The organism is Lelliottia nimipressuralis, from assembly GCF_004402045.1.
GTDB lineage: Bacteria > Pseudomonadota > Gammaproteobacteria > Enterobacterales > Enterobacteriaceae > Enterobacter > Enterobacter chinensis.
On sequence record NZ_SOMG01000030.1, the window covers coordinates 129,401 to 153,057 of the forward strand.

Consider the following 23,657-nt stretch of genomic DNA (forward strand, 5'->3'; position numbering starts at 1 on the left):
TGATCAAGGAGATGAAAGTGAAAAAATACGGTTTGGTCTTATTAGGTGTGCTCTTTATTTCAGGTTGTGCCCCACAAAATCAGAATAACAATTTACAAAAGCAATACGCTGATTTAGCAAATTGTGAAGATAACATTACGATGCCAAAACAAATGCCGCATAGTAAAAAGGAGTTTGCGGACTTTTTATCCAAGGCTGCGCTTAATGCCTCGGCAGATCAGTTTGTTATTCAGAAGCGTATAGAGATTCTTCAATTAGTTGGATGGGATAATTCGGTAGCTGATGCAATAACAACATGTAGCGCCACCAGAAAGAGCAAGCTTAAAGAAATTGGGGCGAATGTGTTTGAAACCATGAAAGCCAATACTAAAGACACAGAGGAACGTCGTGCTCTTGTTGAGGCTTATAGTTCGTGGGAAGCTTATGTAACCAGTCAAACGCCACTCGCAAAACAGGACTTTGACTCAAAAGTTAGTTATTACAAAAACATGTAATAAGACACCATCATTAATACTAACAAATAACCCAGCTCAGGCTGGGTTTTTTAATGGGGTAAAAATGCAACTTCTCCATGGTGAAACCATCATACAGGGTGCAAAAGGGGGCGGTGGAAGCGCGCATACTCCGGTTGAGCAACCTGACGATCTGCTGTCGGTCGCAAAATTAAAAATGCTCATTGCCGTTTCTGAGGGAGAAATACAGGGTGACCTGATCGCTCAGAATATTTTTCTCAACGATACGCCGCTGGCAAACGACAGCGGGGAATACAACTTTAGCGGCGTGAAATGGGAGTTCCGCAAGGGCACACAGGACCAGACCTATATTGCCGGGATGCCCCAGGTCGATAACGAGCTGGCGGTTGGCACAACTGTCACCACCACCGCGCCCTGGACACGCCAGTTTACCAATCTTTCCCTGGATGCCATCCGCATCAAGCTCAGCCTTCCGGTCCAGTATCTCTATAAAGATAACGGCGATATGGTGGGCACGGTCACCGAGTATGCAATCGATTTATCAACGGACGGCGGCGCCTGGAAAACGGTTGTAAACGGCAAGTTTGACGGAAAGACCACGACGGAATATCAGCGTGACCACCGTATCGATCTGCCAAAATCTACGTCCGGCTGGTCTGTCAGGGTCAGGCGTATTACGGCTGATGCCAGCGGATCAAATTCGAAACTGGTTAACGCCTTCAAGGTGTTTTCGTATGCGGAAGTCATCGACAGCAAGCTTCGTTATCCTTTAACCGCGCTCCTGTATGTCGAAGTGGACAGCAGCCAGTTCAACGGCAGCGCGCCGAAAGTGACCTGTAAGATAAAAGGCAAGCTGATTAAGGTTCCGGATAATTACGATCCGATAACCCGAACCTATTCTGGTTCATGGTCCGGCGGGTTCAAAATGGCCTGGTCCAATAACCCTGCCTGGATCTTTTACGATCTGGTTCTGGATGAAATTTACGGCATGGGCACGCGCGTGGATGCGTCCATGGTGAATAAGTGGGCGCTGTATTCAATTGCCCAGTATTGCGACGAAATGGTTTCCGACGGGGCCGGTGGTACCGAACCGCGTTTCACCTGCAACGTTTTCATTCAGAGCCAGCAGGACGCCTGGCAGGTACTTAACGATCTCGCCGCGGTATTTCGAGGAATAACGTTCTGGGGCAACGATCAGATTTATGTCCAGGCAGACGTCCCGCAGGACGATGTTGACTGGGTTTATAACGCCTCAAATGTGATCGATGGGCTGTTTACTTATGCGGGCGGCTCATACAAGAATCGCTACAGCTCCTGCCTGGTGTCCTGGTCCGATCCGCAGAACCATTACAGCGATACCGTTGAGGGGGTCTACGATTCGGCGCTGGTAGAGCGTTACGACGTCAGGCAGACGTCCCTGACCGCAATCGGCTGCACCTCGCAAAGTGAAGCGCACCGGCGCGGTCGCTGGGTATTACTCTCCAATGCCAAAGACGGCACCGTATCGTTTGGGGTGGGGCTGGACGGGTACATCCCTCTGCCCGCTGAGATTATCGGTGTCGCCGATCCTTTCCGCTCCGGCAAGGAGAACGGTGGCCGCATAGTGGCGGTCAACGGCCGCCAGATTACGCTGGATCGAGAAATAGACTACGCGGCGAAAGACCGGCTGGTGGTTAACCTGCCAGATGGAAAAGCCCAGACGCGGACAATCAGCGCTGTGAGCGCCGATAAAATAACGGTGACGGTGGCTACGGCCTTCAGTCAGGCACCTGCCGCCGGTGCTGTGTGGGCGATAGACAGTGATAACCTCGCGATACAGTACTTCAGGGTCACTTCAATCGCGGCTAACGACGACAGCACAGGCGGTTTCACTATTACGGCCGTTCAGCACGATCCAAATAAATACCGTTACATCGATGACGGTGTTCGGGTCGAGTCGCCCCCGATCACCGTCACGCCGATAAGCGTCCTGTCTGCTCCGAAGAATATCGTGGTGACTGAGAGCGATCATGTGTCTCAGGGGCTGACTGTAGCAAGCCTGGACGTGTCATGGGATAAGGTAGAGGGCGCAATCCGGTACGTTGCCCAGTGGCGTAAGGACAACGGGGACTGGATAAACGTTCCGGTTACCAGCGCGCAGGGTTTCTCGGTTCAGGGCATTTATTCGGGCAGCTATGACGTGCGCGTCCGTGCGCTGAATGCGCAGGATACGTCGTCACCATGGGGATACGGTGAAACAACTTATCTCTCCGGAAAAACGGGAAAACCGGGTACTCCGCTCAACTTCCTGGCGACCGAAGATGTGGTCTGGCATATCGACCTGACCTGGAAATTTCCGGATGGCTCAGGCGACACGGCCTATACAGAGATTCAGCGCGCCACAACTGCCGACTACGCCAATCCTGAACTGCTGGTCCTAGTGCCGTACCCGGCTGCAGATTATCAGCATGGCCCCATGCCTGCCGGCGTTCGCCAGTGGTACCGCGCGCGCCTGATTGACCGTATCGGTAACGCCGGGGACTGGACCGACTGGATCATGGGCACGTCCTCGATAGATGTCAGCGAAATAACCAATGACATTCTGGAGGATATGAAAGAGTCGGAAACGTTCAAGGACCTGATCGAGAACGCGGTGGACAGCAATGAAAAAATTGCTGGCATGGCTAACGATATCAAACAGGCCAACGACGAACTGGAGCAGCTGGCGAAGGATATCCTGGAGAACGCTGACGGGCTGGCGCAGGCCGAAGTGAAGATAGACGAGATTTCTGTGTCGATGGACGGCATGACAGGAGGCGTGAAGAACTCGGCAATTGCGATAATCCAGGCCAACCTCGCTCAGGTGGCCACGCGTAAAACCCTGTCGGCATCGGTTGCGGGTAACAGCGCGCAGCTGGACCGCATTGATGAGGTGATAGTCACTGACAGAGAGGCAACGGCACGCGCATTGCTGAGCCTGCAGACGAACGTCAACGGTAATACGGCATCCATCAACAGTCTAAGCCAGACGGTTTCGAATTATCAGCAGGCCACGGCCACGCAGATAAACTCCATCACGGCGACCGTCAACGGGCATACGGCGGCGATAACCACCAACGCTCAGGCCATAGCGAACGTAAACGGCGACCTCAGCGCGATGTACAACATCAAGGTTGGGGTCTCCAGCAACGGGCAGTATTACGCCGCAGGGATGGGGATCGGCGTGGAGAATACGCCATCCGGCATGCAGTCGCAGGTTATCTTCCTGGCAGACCGCTTCGCGGTGACTCATCAGGCTGGCGCAGCGGTTACGCTTCCGTTCGTCATTCAGAACGGGCAAACCTTTATCCGGGATACGGTGATTGGCAACGGATCAATCGACAATACCAAAATCGGCAACTACATCCAGTCCTCCACATGGGACGGCACCGGGAACGTCGGCTGGCACATCAACAAATCGGGTTACGCCGTTTTCAATAACGTAACCGTGCGAGGAACGGTTTACGCCACGAACGGCGAATTCAGGGGGACTGTATATGCTACCGACGGAGATTTTCAGGGTACCGTTTATGCAAACAAAATTGTCGGTAATATCTCAGAGTCCAAAATGTATTCTGCCTTTGGTAAAGAAGCAGGCGCAAACCGAAGCTTTAATATTAATTATGGAGGAAACCCAAGACTGCCAGTCAGGCTATCAATATTTTTTAATATAAATGAGTACACAGCGGGCTGTCGTTTCTTTGTTAACGGTGAGGAACAAGCAGACCGTACTGCGGGAAAATCGTTTGGTTACTCTTACGACCTTGCAGCGGGTGAGGAAAAAACGATCACTCTCAGCGCTTCGGGGAGCGGGAGAATATTGACAAGTCCTATAATTGCGATCGTTACGCCACAGGGTACGTCATTAAGTTAAGCCTGAATCCTTCCTCCCATCTGTTTTCGCGATAAATACACTCGTCAAAATCAGTCGACTATTTTGAATATCAACCCTGCCCCGGCGGGTTTTTTTATTGCCTGGAGAAAATATGCTTTATAACACTGGCACCATCGCCGTTAATGGAAACACCGCAACTGGCACCGGCACGAACTGGATGGCACCCGCCAGTCAGGTCCGCGCTGGCCAGACGATTATTGTTATGTCTAACCCGGTGCAGTTGTTCCAGATTTCATCCGTAAACAGCGCCACGTCAATGACGGTTACGCCTGCCGCTTCCCCTGCGCTGAGCGGCCAGAAATATGGAATTCTTGTGTCGGACATTATCTCGGTTGATGGGCTGGCACAGGCCATGTCTCAGCTCATCAAAGAGTATGACGAGAATATTGGCGCCTGGGAGACGTTCGCCACCACCTCAGCAAACCAGAGTATCACCGTTACCATCAACGGCACCTCTGTAACCATTCCTGGCATCGGTAAACTGGCGCAGAAAGGGAGCAATGGTGCTCTCCCGATTGACCAGGGAGGCACCGGGGCAACGAACTCAGCAGACGCTCGCACAAACCTCGGTTTGGGAAACAGCGCCACAAGGAACGTTGGCGCTGCGGCGGGAACAGTGGCAGCTGGCGATGATTCACGGTTCGGAACTGTGAACGGAAAGAGCGGAGGTACAATCAATGGCGGTACATCTATCAATGGTGACGCTTTATATATTGATCACTCCTACGGCCATACAACGATGCTTGAAACGGTAAAGCCGGGTGACCAGGGGGCTGTTTATGGAGGGATGAAACTAAAAAGACCAAATTCACAGGGATTTATTGTTGCCGCTTATAGCACGAATGATTATGAGACTGAGCAAATATTGATCGGGGTAAATGCTCCAAGAGGTAACCCTGTATGGAGTTTTAATGTCGATGGCCGTGCGGTCGGCAATTGGGTAAATACATCTGATGCCAGAATCAAAGACAATATTAAAACTATCGAGGATGCTCTGGATAAGATGAAATTATTCAGGGGGGTAGAGTGGGATCGTAAAGATAACAATCTGCATGGTTACGGCTTTATCGCTCAGGAGGTTAAAAAAGTTTTCCCTGAAGCGGTAAAAGAGTATGGGGAAACAAGGCTGGAAAATGGCGAGATTGTGGAAAAAACACTGGCCTTAGACACATCAGGTGTGGCGGCAGCCCTTCACCATGAAGCTATTCTTGCTCTGTTGGTTAAGGTCGATAGTTTGACGAGTAAGGTTGAAAAACTGGAATCAGGAAGCTGAATAATTTGCAGCCCGTTCCGGCATATGACGGGCTGCGGTTTTCTTATGAACCTTGTTCCTGCTTTACAGATTCTTCCAGTTGGTTCTGTTTCTGATTCCAGATGCTGCTCGCTGGCATTTCTACACGAACGCATATGAACTGGTCAGCCGGGATATCAATGGGATCGCCATCTGCCAATCCAGCACACTCATTCCTGGCAAATGCTGGTGCTGAAAGGTGGGTACGGTGATAGGTTTTTACCAGCACAGAGCCATCGGCGTTAACCTCATAATCCAGCCATATCAGCGGTTGCTTATTCCTGTCTGTTGGAATCTCAAAACCTCCGTCGATACCGCCCCAGGCAGCGTCTGAATTGAGAGCTTCACAACCTTCAATCAGATATTGGCCGACATCCAGACGAGTGACAGTAACACCTGCTGATTCGTCGTTAGTTTCATAATCGCCATCTTTAAAAATCTTCACTACTGGAGAAGCTCGCTTAAGAAAACCGTTCGCATCGACCGTTGTATTATGTGAGTGCCACAGCTCCATCACCGTAATATTTCCAGTCGGTAACGTAGAACTGTAAGAAGCTTTCGCAATGAATGCCCTGTTTGCAGTTCCATATCCTATGCCAAGCTCACCCCACTCAGAGGGAGTCGGACCGGGTAAAACCTGAATAACGCAACTTTCAGGAAATAATGCCCCTGCTACCCCTGGCTCATATATTCCATCCCAGATTTTTTGAACTGGATTTGCTGATGATCCTCTCCCGGAATGGACTGTTGCAATATTCCCAACATTAAAACCAACATCTTTCAGGGCTGCACTTCCTAAGTTGGCAATTTTGTCGAATCGCGAATCGTCGCCTGCGGCCACCGTTCCCGCCGCCGTTCCAACGTTCCTGGTGGCGCTGTTTCCTAAACCGACGTTTTATAAATTGCTCTTGAGCGGCCTGGCCGATAACTTCACCTGATTTTTTTGCAGAAATAACTGGGTGAAAAATATGCAAATTGGCTACGTAAGGGTGTCAACAAATGACCAAAATACGGATCTTCAGCGACAAGCGCTCGAACGCGCAGGATGTGAGCAGATTTTCGAAGAAAAAATGAGCGGAACAGTGGCGAACCGGCCAGCGTTGAAAAAGCTTCTTAAGGCGCTGAATGAGGGGGATACGCTGGTAGTCTGGAAGCTGGATCGCCTTGGGCGTAGCATGCGGAATCTGGTGCTGCTGGTGGACGAACTCCGGCAGCGCGGCATCCACTTTAAGAGCCTCACTGACAGCATCGACACATCAAGCCCGATGGGCCGCTTCATCTTTCATATCATGTCAGCCCTGGCGGAAATGGAGAGGGAGTTGATTGTGGAGCGTACCCGGGCAGGTCTGGCCGCAGCTCGTGAGAAAGGGCGAATCGGCGGCAGGCGTCCGAAGCTTACCCAGGAGCAATGGGCTCAGGCAGGTCGGTTGATAGCGAACGGTCTGGACAGGAAGCAGGTAGCGATAATTTATGACGTTGCCGTATGCACGCTTTATAAAAAATTTCCTGCTTCAGATCTGGCTTAAATCTGCCCACATAGAGTAACGCCCATAAAATTTACAAAACTCATAATTCGAAGCGACGTAGAAACTTAGAAACGAAACGGCGAAGCTTTAATCAGCTATGACAGACCCTCTGTCTTGCGTGCATACTCAAATGAAACTACTGTATATAAAAACAGTATTCAGGGTGTGTCGTATGGAATTTATCAGGCCTGCAGAACTGCGAGAAATTATTGCTCTCCCGCTTTTCAGTGACTTAGTGCAGTGTGGTTTCCCAAGCCCCGCAGCTGATTACGTTGAACAGCGCATCGATCTCAATGAGTTACTTGTCGCTCACCCGAGTTCAACGTATTTCGTCAAAGCCGCGGGTGATTCTATGATTGAAGCCGGGATCAGCGACGGCGATCTGCTGGTGGTAGACAGCTCCAGGACTGCTGTGCACGGTGACATTGTCATCGCAGCGGTGGAAGGGGAGTTCACTGTTAAACGCCTGCAGTTGCGCCCGACCGTGCAACTCAATCCAATGAACAGCGCCTACAGTCCGATCATTGTAGGCAGCGAAGACACGCTGGACGTTTTCGGCGTCGTGACTTTCATCGTTAAATCGGCGAGCTGAACATGTTCGCGCTCTGTGATGTGAATTCGTTCTACGCATCATGCGAGACGGTGTTTCGGCCTGATTTGAGGGGACGCCCGGTTGTCGTTCTCTCGAATAATGATGGCTGCGTAATTGCACGCAGCGCCGAGGCCAAAGCCGCCGGAATCACCATGGGTGAGCCTTTCTTCAAACAAAAGGAGCTTTTCCGGCGTGCTGGCGTTGTTTGCTTCAGCAGTAACTACGAGCTGTACGCAGACATGAGCAACCGGGTTATGACCACACTGGAGGAAATGAGCCCTCGTGTCGAAATATACTCAATCGACGAGGCTTTTTGCGACCTGACTGGTGTTCGCAACTGCAGGGATCTGACGGAGTTCGGCAAAGAGATCCGTGCTACGGTTCTAAAGCGTACGCACCTGACCGTGGGAGTTGGGATTGCGCAAAGTAAGACCCTTGCAAAGCTGGCAAATCACGCCGCCAAAAAATGGCAGCGTCAGACGGGCGGAGTTGTTGATTTGTCCAATATCGATCGGCAACGTCGGTTGTTGGCTGTCGTGCCTGTAGAGGATGTATGGGGCGTAGGCAGGCGCATCAGTAAGAAGCTGAACGCCATGGGTATCAAAACTGCTCTGGACCTCTCAGAACAAAGCACCTGGATTATCCGTAAACACTTTAACGTGGTACTCGAGCGAACTGTCCGGGAGCTGCGCGGCGAACCATGTTTGGATCTGGAGGAGTTTGCACCGGCAAAGCAGGAAATCGTCTGTAGTCGGTCATTCGGCGAACGCGTTACTGAGTATGAGCAGATGCGTCAGGCTATCTGCAGCTATGCGGCGCGTGGCGCCGAAAAGCTTCGCGGCGAGCATCAGTATTGCCGCTTTATCTCCGCATTCGTGAAAACCTCTCCCTTTGCGCTTAACGAGCCATATTACGGTAATAGTGCATCCATGAAGCTTCTTACTCCCACTCAGGATTCCCGCGACATCATCAACGCCGCGGTAAAGTGCCTGGACAAAATCTGGAAGGATGGTCACCGGTACCAGAAGGCAGGAATAATGCTGGGTGACTTCTTCAGCCAAGGTGTGGCCCAGCTTAATCTGTTCGACGAGAACGCGCCGCGTGTTGGAAGTGACCGCTTAATGGAAGTACTTGATCACCTGAACGCGAAAGACGGGAAAGGAACGCTCTACTTTGCCGGTCAGGGCATCCAACAACATTGGCAGATGAAGCGAGAAATGTTGTCGCCTCGATATACAACGAGATTTTCAGATCTGCTTAGAGTCCGATAAATTTTTCTGATTTCTTCGTCCGCTTTGTGCCAGGAGCAGACGTTAAGGAAAGTATTATTTAGATGTGAAATATTTGCGTAATATTTTTTCTAATAGTGAGAAAACGACCGTGACCCTTTTGGGAGTAATCAGCTGGTAAGGTCGATATAAATAAAATTGCCATTTCTCCTGTCGCAGTTCTGGCAGTGGGGGAACAAGTTGGCCGCTTGCTAAGTACTCCCTACAGATAAAATCGCTGGATTGTACAACCGTTTTTCCGGCCAATGCAGCCTGAATTTCGGCGTATGGGTCTGTAGTATAAAACTCAATATGACGAGGGACAAAAGTATTCACTGCGTCACTCATAAACTCAAATGATTTCCCCGTTTCAGGATTAATTAAACCACTAAATGGATAACGCTGTCGAAGATCTTCTAAATCAGTTGGTGCTCCCAGGCGCGCTATGAGTTCAGGGGATGCAACCAAAATATGTTCAACTTGCCCGATATTTTTAATGATAAAGTTTGGATTAGGCTCTCGCCCTACGCGTATGCCTATATCGATACGATGCTCGATAGTATCAAGTTTCATCATATCTAAACGCCAGTCGATAAATAACTCAGGATATGGACGCAGTGCAGTCAACAGTTCATACAAGATTTGCTCATGTTTTGGAAATCGAAGTAATGTGATACGAACAATACCTTTCATTTCATTATCATCTTTCGCCATCAGAAATAACTTTTCAGAATCTTCCAGCAGTCGCTTCGCTTGGGGTAAAAATAACTCACCGAAACTGGTAAGAAAGATCGACCGAGTATTGCGTTTGAAAAGAGGTTCACCAAGCTGTTTCTCCAACTCAGCGACTGTTCGGGTTACTACTGATGGTGAAACCGACAGCTTTATGGCTGCTTCGCGGAAGTTCAGGGTTTCAGAGGCAATGATAAAAAACTTTAGGGCATCAAGTTTGTTCATGATTGTTGTGAAAATTGCAATAATGTATTTTGATAATAGCAATTAATTTGCAACTATTCCACTCATATAATCGAACAATCAAATAAGTAACCTGTCTTAATTTTTATCAGAACTCAAAAGAGAAAATTATGTCAATTCAACCAGTAGAGTTAAACAAAGCCTATCGTTTATTGCAGGTCGGGCCAACGACGATGATATCAGCTAAAAATGATGGCATTGAAAATGTCATGGCAGCGGCCTGGGTGGGGTTAGTAGGAAATAATAAAGTAATGGCTTTTATAGGTCCACAGGCATTTACTCGCGGACTTGTAGAAAAAAGTGGATATTACGTTGTCCAGATCCCAGTAGTAAAACAGATGGAAATGGTTTTATATGCTGGAGGCCACAGTTATTCTGACACACCCGATAAAAACAGTAAAATTCCACTGTTTTATCAGAAAGAGTTTGACCTTCCTTTAGTTGAAGGTTGCGCTGGCTGGCTAGTCTGTAAGGTCATACCCAATGTAGAAAATGAAAAGCAGCACAACTTGTTCATGGGGGAAATTGTCGGAGCATGGAGTGATGACCGCGTTTTCAGAAATGGGCACTGGATTTTTGATGATGCGCCTGATGAATTACGTACTGTCCATTACGTAGCTGGCGGACAGTTTTACGCCATTGGTAAAGGTACAAAATTCAATTATGGTCCAGGAAAAGACTAATCCTTACTGCTGTATAAATGTAGCCATATAACATGGCTACATAGAGGTAATAGTATAAATAAAAACAACCGACTTAAGATGTCCGCTTTTCGCTCATTTCGGACGTACCAAGTCTATTTGTCCTTTCATCGTGCTGCCTCGATTAACTCCGGCCCCTGGTTCTTCACATTACCCATGGCGCGCGTCACGGCGTGCCAGATAAACTTGTCGGCAGGCACGGCGCCGTCGGACGCTATCTCTTCAGCTTCTTTCCCGCCTATGTCTTGGTGCATCCATTCGCGCGCCGCTTCAGGTGACAGAACCAGCGGCCGGCGGTCGTGAATATCGACCAGGCCTTTGTCAGCTGCAGACGTCACTATCAGAAAGCCTTCCGCTTCATCGCCGCGTTCAAATGGCGTACTGCCGATCGCGGCCATAAATATCGGCTGACCGTCTGCCCGGTGAATGAAATATGGCTGCTTCTTGTCGCCTTCCTTCTTCCACTCGAACCATCCATCAGCAAAGCAGATTGCCCGGCCATGCTGCCAGAGAGGTTTGAACATTCTGCTGGTGGCCGCAGTTTCGACGCGCGCATTAATCAATGGCGGCTTATCCCACCACCCGGGCGCGTAGCCCCAGAATACCGGATCGAGGTGCAGTTGTTCGTCGCGTTCGCTCAACAGCAGAACTTTGGTTCCAGGCGCGACGTTGTACCGGCCAATAGGTTCCGGGTCATAGGCAATGTCACGATCGGCTTCATCGGCCAAGTAAGCCAGATACTCTTCACGGGTTTGTGCTTGTGCAAAACGTCCACACATAGAAACCTCCAGTCAGTCAGATTGAAAGTATAGGGCAGGGAGAAAAAAAACAGGTGCGCACCGAAACTTTATGATTTTGAAATAGGGGCATGATGATGGAAGTCAGCGAGACGGTAAAGTGAGGCTTTGCGAAACTGGAAGGAGCTACGCAAAGTTGGGTATTTTGGGGGCAGATTTGGGGGCAGAATTGAGCTGAGGGGCGCGTTTTGGGGCGTGAAATTGGCCTTTAATGTCCGATAATGTCCGAGTGATTGCCAAGGTAAGTGACTGAAATAATTGTAATTTGTTGATGTTGCGGCTGTTGATATTTTATCTGTGCAGTCTAACGCTGATTATGTTGCTGTGGGGATAAACATTGAGTAAACCGGGGAAAAGCAACCCCCTTTCCGGGCGGAAAGGGGGAGGGGACATTACTTCAGCTCGTCGACCATGGTGATGGCGCGGCCAATGTAGTTCGCCGGAGTCATCGCTTTCAGACGCGTTTTCTCTTCTTCTGGCAGGGCCAGACCGTCGATAAACTGCTTCATCCCTTCGGCGTCAACGCGTTTGCCGCGGGTCAGCTCTTTCAGTTTTTCATACGGTTTTTCGATACCGTAACGACGCATTACGGTCTGAATCGGCTCCGCGAGGACTTCCCAGTTATGATCCAGCTCGTCCAGCAGACGATCGCGGTTCACTTCCAGTTTGCTCACGCCTTTCAGAGTGGACTGGTAAGCGATCAGCGCGTAGCCGATACCCACGCCCAGGTTACGCAGTACGGTGGAGTCAGTCAGGTCGCGCTGCCAGCGGGATACCGGCAGTTTGCTTGCCATATGCTGCAACACGGCATTCGCCAGACCCAGGTTGCCTTCGGAGTTTTCGAAGTCGATCGGGTTCACTTTGTGCGGCATGGTGGAAGATCCAATTTCACCGGCGATGGTTTTCTGTTTGAAGTGGTTCAGCGCGACGTAGCCCCACACGTCACGATCGAAGTCGATCAGAATGGTGTTGAAGCGGGCGATGCAGTCAAACAGCTCCGCAATATAATCATGCGGCTCAATCTGGGTGGTGTACGGGTTCCACTGAATACCCAGAGAGGTCACGAACTCTTCGCTGAACTGGTGCCAGTCGACTTCCGGATACGCGGCAATGTGGGCGTTATAGTTACCGACCGCGCCGTTGATTTTGCCGAGGATCTCGACCTGCTCCAGTTGACGGTACTGGCGCTCCATACGGTACGCCACGTTCGCCATCTCTTTACCCATCGTGGATGGGGTGGCTGGCTGACCGTGGGTACGGGAGAGCAGTGGGATATCGCGGTATTCCACGGACAGCGCTTTCACCGCGTCGATGATTTTACGCCAGTAAGGCAGCACCACATCTTTGCGTGCGGTGGAGAGCATCAGGGCGTGCGACAGGTTGTTGATGTCTTCAGAGGTACAGGCGAAATGAATGAACTCAGACACCGCATGCAGCGCAGGAACGCTTTCTACTTTCTCTTTCAGGAAGTACTCAACCGCTTTCACGTCGTGGTTGGTGGTGCGTTCAATGGTTTTAATGCGTGCGGCGTCTTGTTCGCTAAACTCAGCAACGATTTTATCAAGGTAATCGTTTGCCTTTTCGTCAAAAGCAGGAACTTCCTTGATTGCTGCCTGGGCGGCCAGCTTTTGCAGCCAGCGTACTTCAACCTGAACACGGAACTTCAGCAAACCATATTCGCTGAAGATCCCGCGCAGCGCGCTGACTTTATCGCCGTAGCGTCCATCGACAGGGGATACGGCGGTCAGTGAGGATAATTCCATAATTCGCAACTCCGGGAGGTTAACAATGAGCAAGAATTTGTTTTGCCTGAGTGGTCAGGCGATTACGAGAAAACATTAACTGCAGGCGGCCACCGCCAACCTGGTGCCACAGCACGGCGGCGCGGATCCCTGCCAGCAGGGAAGCGCGCACTTTTGCCTGTACCTGTGGGCTTTGCAACACCGCAGGGGAGCCGGTGACCTGAATACGCGGGCCCAGCGGGCTGATGACATCAACATAAATGCCGGCCATGGCGCTCAGCAGCGTTTCGGACTGCAGGTCAAAATGGTCGAGCTGACGCTGTAACCCGGCAATGCGATCGCCCAGGGTATTGAGCGCGCCTTTTGCTGCGCTCAGCTTACGCTCCAGCACCATCAGGCTCAACGTGTAGCGGGTCAGCTCTGCGTTTAACCCCTGACGGCTGCTGGCGTTAAGCACGCCAAGCAGGGTTTCAAGACCGAGACGAAGATTGGTTTCACTGCCGCCGAACACACCCAGGGTCGAGCCGGGGTTGAGGTCGATAACGCTGTTGAGTGAAACGTGCAGGGCATCAGCGTCGCAATGACCCTGATGTGCCAGCTGTTGCACCAGACGGGCTGACTGGCAAATTCCTGCCAGTGCCAGGGTGATGTCATAGTAGTTCTTCGCCACACGGTCTCCTTTATGTGTGCAATCGTGTTAAACAGCGGTCAGCGGCAGGCGCTGTTCAATGATCCCGCCGCCCAGGCAGATTTCACCGCTGTAGAAGACAGCAGACTGACCCGGGGTGACGGCGGCGACCGGCTCGTCGAAACGCACGTCAATGCGATCGTCATTGAGCGCGGTAATGGTGCAAGGAATATCGGTCTGACGGTAGCGTGTTTTCACCGTGCAGCGCAGCGTGCCTTTTAGCGGCTCACGATCGACCCAGTGCAACTGTTGCGCGATAAGGCCAACGGACATCAGACGCGGATGGTCATGACCCTGAGCAACAACCAGAATATTGTTTTCGACATCTTTGTCGACAACGTACCATGGATCTTCGCTACCTTCTTTGGTCCCGCCGATACCCAGGCCTTTACGCTGACCTAAGGTGTGGTACATCAGTCCCTGATGCTGGCCAATCTCTTCACCGTCGACGGTAACAATTTTACCCGGCTGTGCAGGCAGGTAGCGACCCAGGAAATCGCGGAATTTGCGCTCGCCGATGAAGCAGATGCCGGTAGAGTCTTTTTTCTTCGCGGTGATCAGGTCCAGCTCTTCGGCGATTTTACGCACCTGCGGCTTTTCCAGCTCGCCGACCGGGAACAGGCTCTGGGCGATTTGCTCGTGGCTCAGCGTATAGAGGAAGTAGCTTTGATCTTTGTTGCCGTCCAGGCCGCGCAGCAGCTGGCTTTTGCCATTCACATCTGCACGACGCACATAGTGGCCGGTCGCAATATAGTCTGCGCCCAGATCTTCCGCGGCGAATTCCAGGAAGGCTTTAAATTTGATCTCTTTGTTGCACAGAATATCCGGGTTCGGAGTGCGTCCCGCTTTGTACTCTTCGAGGAACAGTTCAAAAACGTTGTCCCAGTATTCTGCGGCAAAGTTAACGGTGTGCAGTTCAATGCCGAGCTTATCGCACACGGCCTGCGCGTCGGCGAGATCCGCTGCGGCCGTGCAATATTCCTCGCCATCATCTTCCTCCCAGTTCTTCATGAACAGGCCCTCCACCTTATAGCCCTGTTGCTGTAACAGGTAGGCGGAAACGGAGGAATCGACACCGCCGGACATGCCGACGATTACTTTTTTCTGGCTGTTATCTGACATGGAATACTCACGACATTGAACTTCAAGGCGGCGTATTCTATCACGCCCCCCCACCGTTGACACCCTCTGTAAACGGCCAGTTAAATGCGCCGATAACATCCAGCGGCAAGCGCCCGGCAGACTGCCAGCAGCGAATGCTTTCCGCAACCAGCGGCGAGCGCAGGTTTGGCGCGTTCAGGATCTCGTCGGCGGTGACCCACAGACAGCGGTCGATATCGTCATCCTGCGGCGCTGTGGCGCACGTTTCGCTAAGCTCAACGGCAAATAAAAAACGCAGGAACGGTGTGCTATCAGGCGCGATCCACTGGTGCATACGGATGAAGTGCTGAGGCTCAGCGTGAATGCCGGTCTCTTCCCACAGCTCGCGTTTCGCAGCCTGCAGCAGGGTCTCGTTGGCTTCAAGGTGCCCGGCAGGCTGATTCCACAGCGCTTTGCCATTTATGCTCTCTTCAACCACAAGGAATTTACCCCGGGCGTGGACCACGCAGGCTACCGTGACATGAGGTTTAAACATAGTGACTCCTTAAACGGTAACGTCTCGCCATTCACCGTTGGCAAGCGTTTCCAGGGTGTAGCTGCCCATAGCGTAGCGAATCAGACGCAGGGTAGGGAAGCCGACGTGTGCGGTCATGCGCCGAACCTGACGGTTGCGGCCTTCATAAAGGGTGATTTTGAGCCAGCTTGTCGGAATAGATTTGCGTTCGCGGATGGGCGGGTTGCGCGGCCACAGCCACTCCGGTTCATTCACGCGTTCAATACCTGCCGGCAGGGTTGGGCCATCGTTCAACGTGACGCCGCTGCGTAATGTCGCCAGCGTCGCCTCATCCGGCTCGCCTTCCACCTGGACGAAGTAAATTTTGCCTGTACGTTTCCCGGGCTGCGTGAGCTTCGCCTGCAACGCGCCGTCGTTGGTTAAGACCAGAAGGCCTTCGCTGTCGCGGTCCAGACGCCCGGCGGCGTAAACGCCCTGCACAGGAATGTAGTCCTTTAGCGTGCTTCGCCCGGCTTCATCGGTGAACTGCGGCAAAACATCGTAGGGTTTATTGAACAGAATAACCCGCTTTGGCTGGGTTTCCTGTGGTCTTCTGGCGGGTTGTCGCGAGCTGAATCGCTCAACCCGGTGTTTTGTAAAAGAAGTTTTCTTCATGGTATTTTCAGGCGTTATCAATTGCCGCATTATAGCCTAATAACGAAGACCTTTCATGGCGCAGGACAATCAGGTACTATCGAAGGGCTCATTACAATTTATTAACATAAGATCAGTAACAACCAGAAGCGCTCGAAGGAGAGGTTAATGGAAAGCAAAGTAGTTGTTCCGGCGGAAGGTAAAAAGATCACCCTGCAAAACGGCAAGATTAACGTTCCTCACAATCCGATTATCCCGTTCATCGAAGGTGACGGTATCGGTGTAGACGTTACCCCGGCAATGCTGAAAGTGGTTGATGCCGCTGTTGAGAAAGCCTACAAAGGCGAGCGTAAAATTTCCTGGATGGAAATTTACACCGGTGAGAAATCTACTCAAGTTTATGGCCAGGACGTCTGGCTGCCAGCAGAAACGCTGGACCTGATCCGTGACTACCGCGTTGCTATTAAAGGCCCACTGACGACGCCAGTTGGCGGCGGTATCCGTTCCCTGAACGTGGCACTGCGTCAGGAGCTGGACCTGTACGTGTGTCTGCGTCCAGTTCGTTACTATCAGGGCACCCCAAGCCCGGTTAAGCACCCTGAACTGACCGATATGGTTATCTTCCGTGAAAACTCAGAAGACATCTACGCAGGTATCGAATGGAAAGCTGACTCTGCTGACGCAGAAAAAGTGATTAAATTCCTGCGCGAAGAGATGGGCGTGAAGAAAATTCGCTTCCCTGAGCATTGCGGTATCGGCATTAAGCCGTGCTCCGAAGACGGAACCAAGCGTCTGGTGCGTGCGGCCATCGAATATGCAATCACCAACGACCGTGACTCTGTGACCCTGGTTCACAAAGGCAACATCATGAAGTTCACCGAAGGCGCGTTCAAAGACTGGGGTTACCAGTTGGCGAAAGAAGAGTTCGGCGGTGAGCTGATCGACGGTGGCCCATGGCAGAAGATTAAGAACCCGAACACCGGCAAAGAGATCATCATTAAAGATGTAATCGCCGATGCGTTCCTGCAGCAGATCCTGCTGCGTCCTGCAGAATACGACGTGATTGCCTGTATGAACCTGAACGGTGACTACATCTCTGACGCCCTGGCAGCTCAGGTTGGCGGTATCGGTATCGCCCCAGGCGCGAACATCGGTGACGAGTGCGCCCTGTTCGAAGCGACCCACGGTACTGCACCAAAATACGCAGGTCAGGACAAAGTGAACCCAGGCTCTATCATCCTGTCCGCAGAGATGATGCTGCGTCATATGGAATGGTTCGAAGCCGCAGACCTGATCGTCAAAGGTATGGAAGGCGCGATCAACGCGAAAACCGTCACCTATGACTTCGAACGTCTGATGGAAGGCGCTAAACTGCTGAAATGTTCAGAGTTTGGCGACGCGATTATCGCGAACATGTAATCCAGATTCTGGGTTAAACGAGAACGGGAGCCTGAGGGTTCCCGTTTTTTTTGCCTCTGCCTGCGGGAGACAGCACGATGTTAGCCACGGTACTTATCACTGTTGTTGCGTTAATTCATCTCTATATTCTTGTGCTGGAAATGTTCCTGTGGAACACAAAAACCGGGCACAAGGCCTTTAATCTGCGTCCCGACTTTGCGCGTGACACCCGCGTGCTGGCCGCAAATCAGGGGCTGTATAACGGTTTTCTGGCGGCAGGTCTGCTCTGGAGCCTTTGCCTCGGCGAGAAGGGGGTTCAGGTGTCCATCTTCTTTCTGGCCTGCGTGTTAATAGCCGGTGTATTTGGTGCAGTAACCGCCAGCCGAAAAATTTTGTATGTGCAGGCCATGCCCGCTCTCGCAGCGCTGCTTGCGTTGCTCATCTGAAGCAATGCTTTGGTTGAGGTAAGGCGTCCGATATACTCATGACTTTACCCATACAGGTTAGAGACGAGACTGTGATGAACAACGATATCCCACTGAAATATTATGACATTGCCGATGAATACACGACGGAAGCTGCAGAGCAGGTCGGAGAGTCAGAGCGCGACGCGCTGGCACACTATTTCCAGCTGCTGCTCACCCGTCTAGCGAATAATGAGGAGATCAGCGAGGAAGCCCAGCAAGAGATGGCAACTGAGGCCGGGATCCGTGCGGGTCGCATTGATGATGTTGCGAATTTCCTCAATCAGTGGGGAAATGAATAGCCTGCCTCAAAAACCATTATGCTGATGCTTTGCGATACAGCTCAGCATCACGCTATCGGACCACATGCATTTTTTCCGCAGAATATGTGAAGCGGGGGCGTCGATAAACAGCGCGAAAATAACGGTCAGACAAAAGAGTACCACTGGGAATAGTAAGGATAATTTCACGTTTTTAACCAAAATAAGAGTGTGCTTCGGGGTAATCTACCGTCTGATTGTGACGACTATATGTTTTTACGTAAAAAATGGAAACGCCCAGGCAGAAAAAATACGAGCACGCCGGGTTATGGTTACGGTGCGACACCGGTGAGTCGCTTCGCCAGCTCACTCCGGGTGAGTGCTTTTGAAAAATACCATCCCTGAATCAGCGCATCGGGATATCTGCTCGCAATAAAGCGATATTGAATTTCATTTTCCACCCCCTCGAAAACAAGCGTTTTATTCAATTTTGCGAGGGCATCGCTAAAGATTGCAAAGATGTTTTGCTTATAATGCTCGCTGATACCATCCACCAGCGACTTATCGATTTTGATTTCATCATATTCAAGCAGTGACAGGCGGGCGAGGTTCGAATTTTGCACGCCAAAATCATCTATTGATATTTTAACGCCGAGCGATTTGAGTTCCTGACAGAATTCCTCGAGGATATCTGCCGTGGAAACGGCTTTCTCAGAAAGTTCGACCTTCATCAGGGAAAGAGGAAGGTGATTGACTAAACATTCACGACGCAAAATGTTAATGAACTGCCCATCTTCAATTTCCTTTCGCCCAACATTAATTGAGACTACCAGCTGATGTTTAATCGCCAGCGGGGCAATTTCTGCAAGGGATTTTCCGATAATATTGCCATAATATTTTTTATACAGACCGATCTTCTTAATTAATGGGATAAACAGCTCCGGAGAGACGTCACCGTGTTTTTGATCGCGCCATCTCGACAGAACTTCTACACCTACGATTTTTTGATCGTGAATGCGGATAATGGGCTGGTAGTTAACGCTGATGGTATTCGTTATGACGGCTTTAATCAGCGTGCGTTCCAGAGAGAAACGATCTTCATAGATACGGAAGATAAATAACGTTATCGCGACCCAGATAAAATAGAGAATGACCGTGAGAAACGTAAAGATAAACGGGGGTAACGAGGCCAGTCCTGCGTCGTGATGCTTCACGATGACGCACAGGTCCCAGAAGGCGCTGCACTGCGTCAGAGTAAGGGTAAACAACGCCGAATGCAGCCAGCTCTGCTCTTTTAACTCAGGGGTGGTCGAAAAAAAGACTCTGCCGAAGTCTTTGGTGGTGGCACTCAGAGAATAGCTTGCGGTAACAGGGGTGAATTTATCGTAAGCATAGCGGGAGGTGAAGATAATAATATTATTATAAACAGCCGCATTACCTGTGAAAAAATCTTTTCTGGAAAACTGCGCCAGGAGAAAGCCTCTCGGCGTTTTATGCAGTTCTGCAGGAAGCGCAACGGGCGTGGCAAGTTTCCCCCAAAACGCAGTACAGACTATTTTTCCCTTCTCGATAAAACCGATATCGTCGAAATAATGGTTATTAAGCGTTAGTTGTCTGTAGCTATCAAGGCTGGCTTTATCACATCCCTGCGTAGTAATGCTTTTGAGTGCCAGCGCCACGCTTTGGGACAGGTCTTCTGAATAATGTAAAAGTGTATGGGATATTTCTAGCTGTTTGCTCTTCTGCTGAGCCACGATAACAGCATTGACGGCATAAAGAGACAGGATGACCAGAAGCGTTGAAACAATAGCAACGGCAATGAGTTTTTTCATTTCCCGGTTATCCTGTTCGCTCCCTGATTTCACAAATCTTAACACAGCCAGGGCAAGGTACAAGCCTGATAGTCACGGCAGGTGAGCACATTCAGACAGACTAACTCATACGAAAGCATCAGTTTTTTAAGACAAATCTCAGCTAAGCTTTTTTCATTGCTATAAGCAACGCCGGGTTAGCCACAGTCGCTTCTTCCAGATCCTCCATGCTTGTTTTTTCTATTAAGGAAAACATCGTGCGCAACGTGATGATCCCCATTCTCAGTGCCCTGTTTCTCTTTCTGAGCGGCATCCTGATTATTAACTGGCAGTTATGGCAGATGGCGAAAGCTAATAATATTCACACCGCCACGGCAAGCACCCAAAAAATAGAAAATATTCTTGCTGAAGCCACCAGTGCGGCCAACACGGCGAAACACGTTGCGGCTCAAGGGTGTACCAGTAGCGGACAGCTGGCGCTGGGGACAGAAGCAGCGCTAAAACCGCATCTGCGCGCCATCATGATCCAGCAGCAGGGTAAAATCATCTGTACTTCTCTTCCAGGGAATGGCGTATTAATTATTCATCCGGAGACGTTACCTGACGAAAAATTGATGCTGTTACCCGGCAATCGACTGGTGAACGGTATTCCGGTACTCATATTCCAGATGCCCATTGTGGGAGGGCGCGTCATTGTCAGCGTTAGTGACGCACATTTGCAGGACGTTATTGCGAACGCATCCAACAGCGTTGACCTGAGGTTAGTTGTTGGCGAAAGAATGCTTGTGCGCAACGGCGATGTCACCGGCTGGAAAGCTGCTTCGTGGACAGGGTCGCTAACGGCATCACCGCATTTCCCCTTTAGTCTGGCCTGGCAGCCTCCTGCCTTTTTTAGCCTGACGCGGCTGCTGCACCAGGGATGGAGTCTGATACTGCTTATTCTCGCGTTATCCGTGACGGTGGGCATTTTGATCCACCGTTACAAGGGGAAAAGTACCTCATTTGAAGACGATCTGCGTAAGGCCATTTTGCAAGGGGAGATCGTTCCTTATTACCAGCCGATCGTAAACGGTGATACCGGCGGGTTGTATGGCGTTGAAGTACTGGCAAGATGGAAGCATCCAGGATTAGGCTTTATCCCGCCGGATGTCTTTATTCCGATTGCCGAACGTAGCGGTTTAATTATTCCGCTGACCAAAGGGTTGATGGCGAAAGTGGTGACTCAGCTTAAGCCGCTTTTGCCTAAGTTACCGGATGGGTTTCATATCGGGGTGAACATCAGCGCCAGACACATCAATGCACCTTCTTTCATTGGTGACTGCCACGTCTTCGGAAAAGGGTTTCAGGGTAAAGAAGTTAAACTGGTTCTTGAAGTGACCGAACGTGAACCGTTAATCGATAATCCTCATCTGGTGGAAAACCTCAACACGCTTCATAACGCTGGTTTTGTCATTGCGCTGGATGATTTTGGTACGGGCTATTCCGGGCTATCGTGCCTTAATACGCTTGCCATTGACTATATTAAAATCGATAAGAGCTTTGTGAGCCGGGTTTCAGAGGAGAAGGATTCAACGATCCTGCTGGACTGTGTCATAGACCTGGCGAAAAAACTTTCGTTGCACATTGTAGCGGAAGGCGTAGAAACGAAGGAGCAGCTGGAGTATCTCAACCGTAATGAGATTACCCTGTTGCAGGGTTATTATTTTGGTAAACCCGTTTCCTATATAGACTTTATTAAAGTCATTTTATCTAAACCCAGGGAGACCGTAAGTCTGTAAAAACTTTTGCCTGTGCAGAGGGCCTGGAATAGTGCCGGTCGCCAGGTGGTGAAAAACGAAATAAAGACGAGCTTGTGTTGTATGCTTAAGTGCAATTCATTTTCCTCTTATCCTGAGCTTTGTTACAGTGGCAAGAGTTGTCAGCCAGGGATGTCAGGCGTGATAAGGTGGAAAAGCTCGTGCATGTGAAAAATACTTTTTACACAACAACCATTACCGTCATCATTGTCTCATTGATCATCTCTCTGTCGCTTGCCGTCCAAATTGCCACGTCGAGACAGCAGTCAATCCAGCAAATTAATACCAGCGTCGCTAACCTGAGCCATACCCTTGATGTCTACACTGAGGGGATCATGCGCCAGAGTGAAATGTTAATTACTACCGTTTCCGACATAATCGAAATTTATGGCATGACGCCGCAGCAGGCGACCAATATTCAGCGGATGATAAATAATCAGGATAATCTACTTACCCAGATTAATAATGTGGTTGTTTACGATGCTCAGGGCGATATCTTTACCGCATTGCACGAAACTTTTACCGGTCCCCGCAAAGGCTCGGACAGAGAGTTTTTTATCTATCACAAGGAAAATAAAAGTCAGCAGATTTTTATTGGTGAGCCCGTGGTCAGCAGAACCAATGGTAAATGGGTTATCACCATTAGCCGGCGCCTTGAAACCCACACCGGGGCCTTTAATGGTGTGGTGGTGGTAACGCTGGGTATCGAAAATTTTCTCGCGCTCTACGGGCAGATTAATATCGGTCATTCGGGTGTGATTGGCTTAACGACGCAATCAGGCGTGTTACTGGTCCGCTATCCTTTTAAAAATACCTATATCGGCACGATTGTTTCTGATTCACCTCTCTTCAGAAAATACCTCAAGGTACAAAATACTGGGATAGCCAGTTCCGTCTCCCGGTTTGACAAAATCGAGCGCATTTATGCCTATGAGAAAAACAAACGCTACGGACTGGTCACCACCGTGGCCGTCAGTATTGATGAAGCCCTCTCATCCTGGCGCAAGCAGGCGATTCAGCTTGCGGTTCTCATTTTCGTGTTTACGGCGATACTCATTGTCGCGTCATACTTCCTGTATTCCGACTTATCCAGAAAAACAAGGGATAACAAGGCGCTGAAGATTATCGCTTCTGAGGATGCACTGACCGGGTTGTACAACCGTCGCATCTTTGATGAAAAAATTCTCTCGGAAATCGCTCTGTGTGCCGCACATGACGCGCCGATTTCGATGCTGATTGTGGATGTGGACTACTTCAAGAAATACAACGATAACTACGGCCATCCTGAAGGGGACCGGTGTCTGGCAATGCTCGGAAACAGTCTCAGGGAGAGTCTTACCCGTGATAATCAAATAGTGGCGCGATATGGTGGGGAGGAGTTTGCGCTGATATTACCTGATACGGATATTCAGGAGGCGCTTCGCCTGGCTCAAACGATTATTCGCAATGTATTCTCGCTGCAAATTGCGCATGCTTTCAGCCCCTTCGGACGGGTGACGGTTAGCGTCGGGATTTCCACAGCACGTGCGGTCGACATCGCGGGCAGCCAGCAGAATATTATTATTGCTGCTGACCAGGCGCTCTACCAGGCAAAACGCGCCGGGCGCAACCGATACGCTTTTGTCGGGGTGTGATTGGAAAAAAAAGCCCACTCGAAAGTGGGCAAGAAATACTGGAAGCAATGTGAGCAATGTCGTACTGAATACCTGAGTGT

The 23,657-nt window shown here is 50.4% G+C and carries 21 protein-coding genes; 12 read left to right on the forward strand and 9 right to left on the reverse strand.

All coding sequences use genetic code 11. The annotated features are described in order from the left end of the window. Positions 1-17: 17 nt before the first annotated feature. The 3 genes from E3U32_RS18210 (at position 18) to E3U32_RS18220 (ending at position 5,659) form a co-directional block, all read left to right on the forward strand. Positions 18-494, forward strand: coding sequence for a hypothetical protein (locus E3U32_RS18210; protein WP_134349898.1), 477 nt, complete (start codon positions 18-20; stop codon positions 492-494). Between the two features lie 64 nt (positions 495-558). Beyond that, complete coding sequence (locus E3U32_RS18215; RefSeq protein ID WP_166790960.1) at positions 559-4,365, forward strand: phage tail tip fiber protein; 3,807 nt, start codon at positions 559-561, stop codon at positions 4,363-4,365. 112 nt (positions 4,366-4,477) lie between these two features. After that, positions 4,478-5,659: a tail fiber domain-containing protein gene (locus E3U32_RS18220; RefSeq protein ID WP_134349899.1), complete on the forward strand. Its 1,182-nt coding sequence runs from the start codon at positions 4,478-4,480 to the stop codon at positions 5,657-5,659. A gap of 43 nt (positions 5,660-5,702) precedes the next feature. Here the strand turns inward: E3U32_RS18220 and E3U32_RS23815 are convergent, their stop codons facing one another. Further along, complete coding sequence (locus E3U32_RS23815) at positions 5,703-6,518, reverse strand: hypothetical protein (RefSeq protein WP_286164392.1); 816 nt, start codon at positions 6,516-6,518, stop codon at positions 5,703-5,705. 127 nt (positions 6,519-6,645) lie between these two features. Between E3U32_RS23815 and E3U32_RS18230 the strand changes: the two genes are divergently transcribed. From E3U32_RS18230 to E3U32_RS18240, 3 genes are all read left to right on the forward strand, one after another. Further along, a complete protein-coding gene (locus E3U32_RS18230) occupies positions 6,646-7,203 on the forward strand; it encodes a recombinase family protein (protein ID WP_134350741.1) in 558 nt (185 codons plus the stop codon). Positions 7,204-7,375: 172 nt separating this feature from the next. After that, positions 7,376-7,795: a translesion error-prone DNA polymerase V autoproteolytic subunit gene (locus E3U32_RS18235; protein WP_134349900.1), complete on the forward strand. Its 420-nt coding sequence runs from the start codon at positions 7,376-7,378 to the stop codon at positions 7,793-7,795. A gap of 2 nt (positions 7,796-7,797) precedes the next feature. Beyond that, positions 7,798-9,066, forward strand: coding sequence for a Y-family DNA polymerase (locus E3U32_RS18240; protein WP_134349901.1), 1,269 nt, complete (start codon positions 7,798-7,800; stop codon positions 9,064-9,066). A 54-nt stretch (positions 9,067-9,120) separates the two neighbouring features. Here E3U32_RS18240 and E3U32_RS18245 read toward each other — a convergent pair whose 3' ends face one another. Continuing rightward, positions 9,121-10,020, reverse strand: coding sequence for a LysR family transcriptional regulator (locus tag E3U32_RS18245; protein WP_045374596.1), 900 nt, complete (start codon positions 10,018-10,020; stop codon positions 9,121-9,123). Positions 10,021-10,148: 128 nt separating this feature from the next. Here E3U32_RS18245 and E3U32_RS18250 point away from each other — a divergent pair, with 128 nt between their 5' ends. After that, positions 10,149-10,721, forward strand: a complete 573-nt coding sequence (locus E3U32_RS18250) for a flavin reductase family protein (RefSeq protein WP_049056778.1) — start codon at positions 10,149-10,151, stop codon at positions 10,719-10,721. Between the two features lie 125 nt (positions 10,722-10,846). On the opposite strand, the gene E3U32_RS18255 is transcribed toward E3U32_RS18250, so the two are convergent. The 6 genes from E3U32_RS18255 to rluE form a co-directional block, all read right to left on the reverse strand. Next, complete coding sequence (locus tag E3U32_RS18255) at positions 10,847-11,518, reverse strand: SOS response-associated peptidase (protein ID WP_134349902.1); 672 nt, start codon at positions 11,516-11,518, stop codon at positions 10,847-10,849. A 410-nt stretch (positions 11,519-11,928) separates the two neighbouring features. Further along, the gene (gene purB, locus E3U32_RS18260) at positions 11,929-13,299 is read right to left on the reverse strand and encodes an adenylosuccinate lyase (RefSeq protein ID WP_134349903.1); all 1,371 of its coding nucleotides are present in this window, start codon (positions 13,297-13,299) and stop codon (positions 11,929-11,931) included. 19 nt (positions 13,300-13,318) lie between these two features. Then, positions 13,319-13,948 (reverse strand): high frequency lysogenization protein HflD, encoded by a 630-nt coding sequence (gene hflD / locus E3U32_RS18265; RefSeq protein WP_013097081.1) that lies wholly within the window; start codon positions 13,946-13,948, stop codon positions 13,319-13,321. 27 nt (positions 13,949-13,975) lie between these two features. Further along, positions 13,976-15,088 carry a tRNA 2-thiouridine(34) synthase MnmA gene (mnmA, locus tag E3U32_RS18270; RefSeq protein ID WP_134349904.1) on the reverse strand — a complete coding sequence of 371 codons (1,113 nt, stop codon included), beginning with the start codon at positions 15,086-15,088 and terminating at the stop codon, positions 13,976-13,978. Between the two features lie 40 nt (positions 15,089-15,128). Continuing rightward, complete coding sequence (locus E3U32_RS18275; protein ID WP_134349905.1) at positions 15,129-15,602, reverse strand: NUDIX hydrolase; 474 nt, start codon at positions 15,600-15,602, stop codon at positions 15,129-15,131. Between the two features lie 9 nt (positions 15,603-15,611). Continuing rightward, entirely contained in the window at positions 15,612-16,265 is a 654-nt protein-coding gene (gene rluE, locus E3U32_RS18280; RefSeq protein WP_134349906.1) for a 23S rRNA pseudouridine(2457) synthase RluE, read from the reverse strand. Positions 16,266-16,382: 117 nt separating this feature from the next. On the opposite strand from rluE, the gene icd reads away from it, so the two are divergent. The 3 genes from icd to E3U32_RS18295 all read left to right on the forward strand — a co-directional run bounded on the left by icd (position 16,383) and on the right by E3U32_RS18295 (position 18,378). Beyond that, positions 16,383-17,633, forward strand: a complete 1,251-nt coding sequence (gene icd, locus E3U32_RS18285; protein WP_032657958.1) for an NADP-dependent isocitrate dehydrogenase — start codon at positions 16,383-16,385, stop codon at positions 17,631-17,633. A 77-nt stretch (positions 17,634-17,710) separates the two neighbouring features. Then, positions 17,711-18,058, forward strand: coding sequence for a DUF1304 domain-containing protein (locus tag E3U32_RS18290; RefSeq protein ID WP_134349907.1), 348 nt, complete (start codon positions 17,711-17,713; stop codon positions 18,056-18,058). A gap of 74 nt (positions 18,059-18,132) precedes the next feature. Continuing rightward, positions 18,133-18,378: a DUF2543 family protein gene (locus tag E3U32_RS18295; RefSeq protein WP_134349908.1), complete on the forward strand. Its 246-nt coding sequence runs from the start codon at positions 18,133-18,135 to the stop codon at positions 18,376-18,378. Positions 18,379-18,668: 290 nt separating this feature from the next. On the opposite strand, the gene E3U32_RS18300 is transcribed toward E3U32_RS18295, so the two are convergent. Further along, complete coding sequence (locus E3U32_RS18300) at positions 18,669-20,168, reverse strand: EAL domain-containing protein (RefSeq protein ID WP_134349909.1); 1,500 nt, start codon at positions 20,166-20,168, stop codon at positions 18,669-18,671. 236 nt (positions 20,169-20,404) lie between these two features. On the opposite strand from E3U32_RS18300, the gene E3U32_RS18305 reads away from it, so the two are divergent. Beyond that, positions 20,405-21,925 carry an EAL domain-containing protein gene (locus tag E3U32_RS18305; RefSeq protein WP_134349910.1) on the forward strand — a complete coding sequence of 507 codons (1,521 nt, stop codon included), beginning with the start codon at positions 20,405-20,407 and terminating at the stop codon, positions 21,923-21,925. A 167-nt stretch (positions 21,926-22,092) separates the two neighbouring features. Further along, positions 22,093-23,577, forward strand: coding sequence for a sensor domain-containing diguanylate cyclase (locus tag E3U32_RS18310; RefSeq protein ID WP_435659350.1), 1,485 nt, complete (start codon positions 22,093-22,095; stop codon positions 23,575-23,577). The last annotated feature ends 80 nt before the right edge of the window (positions 23,578-23,657 follow it).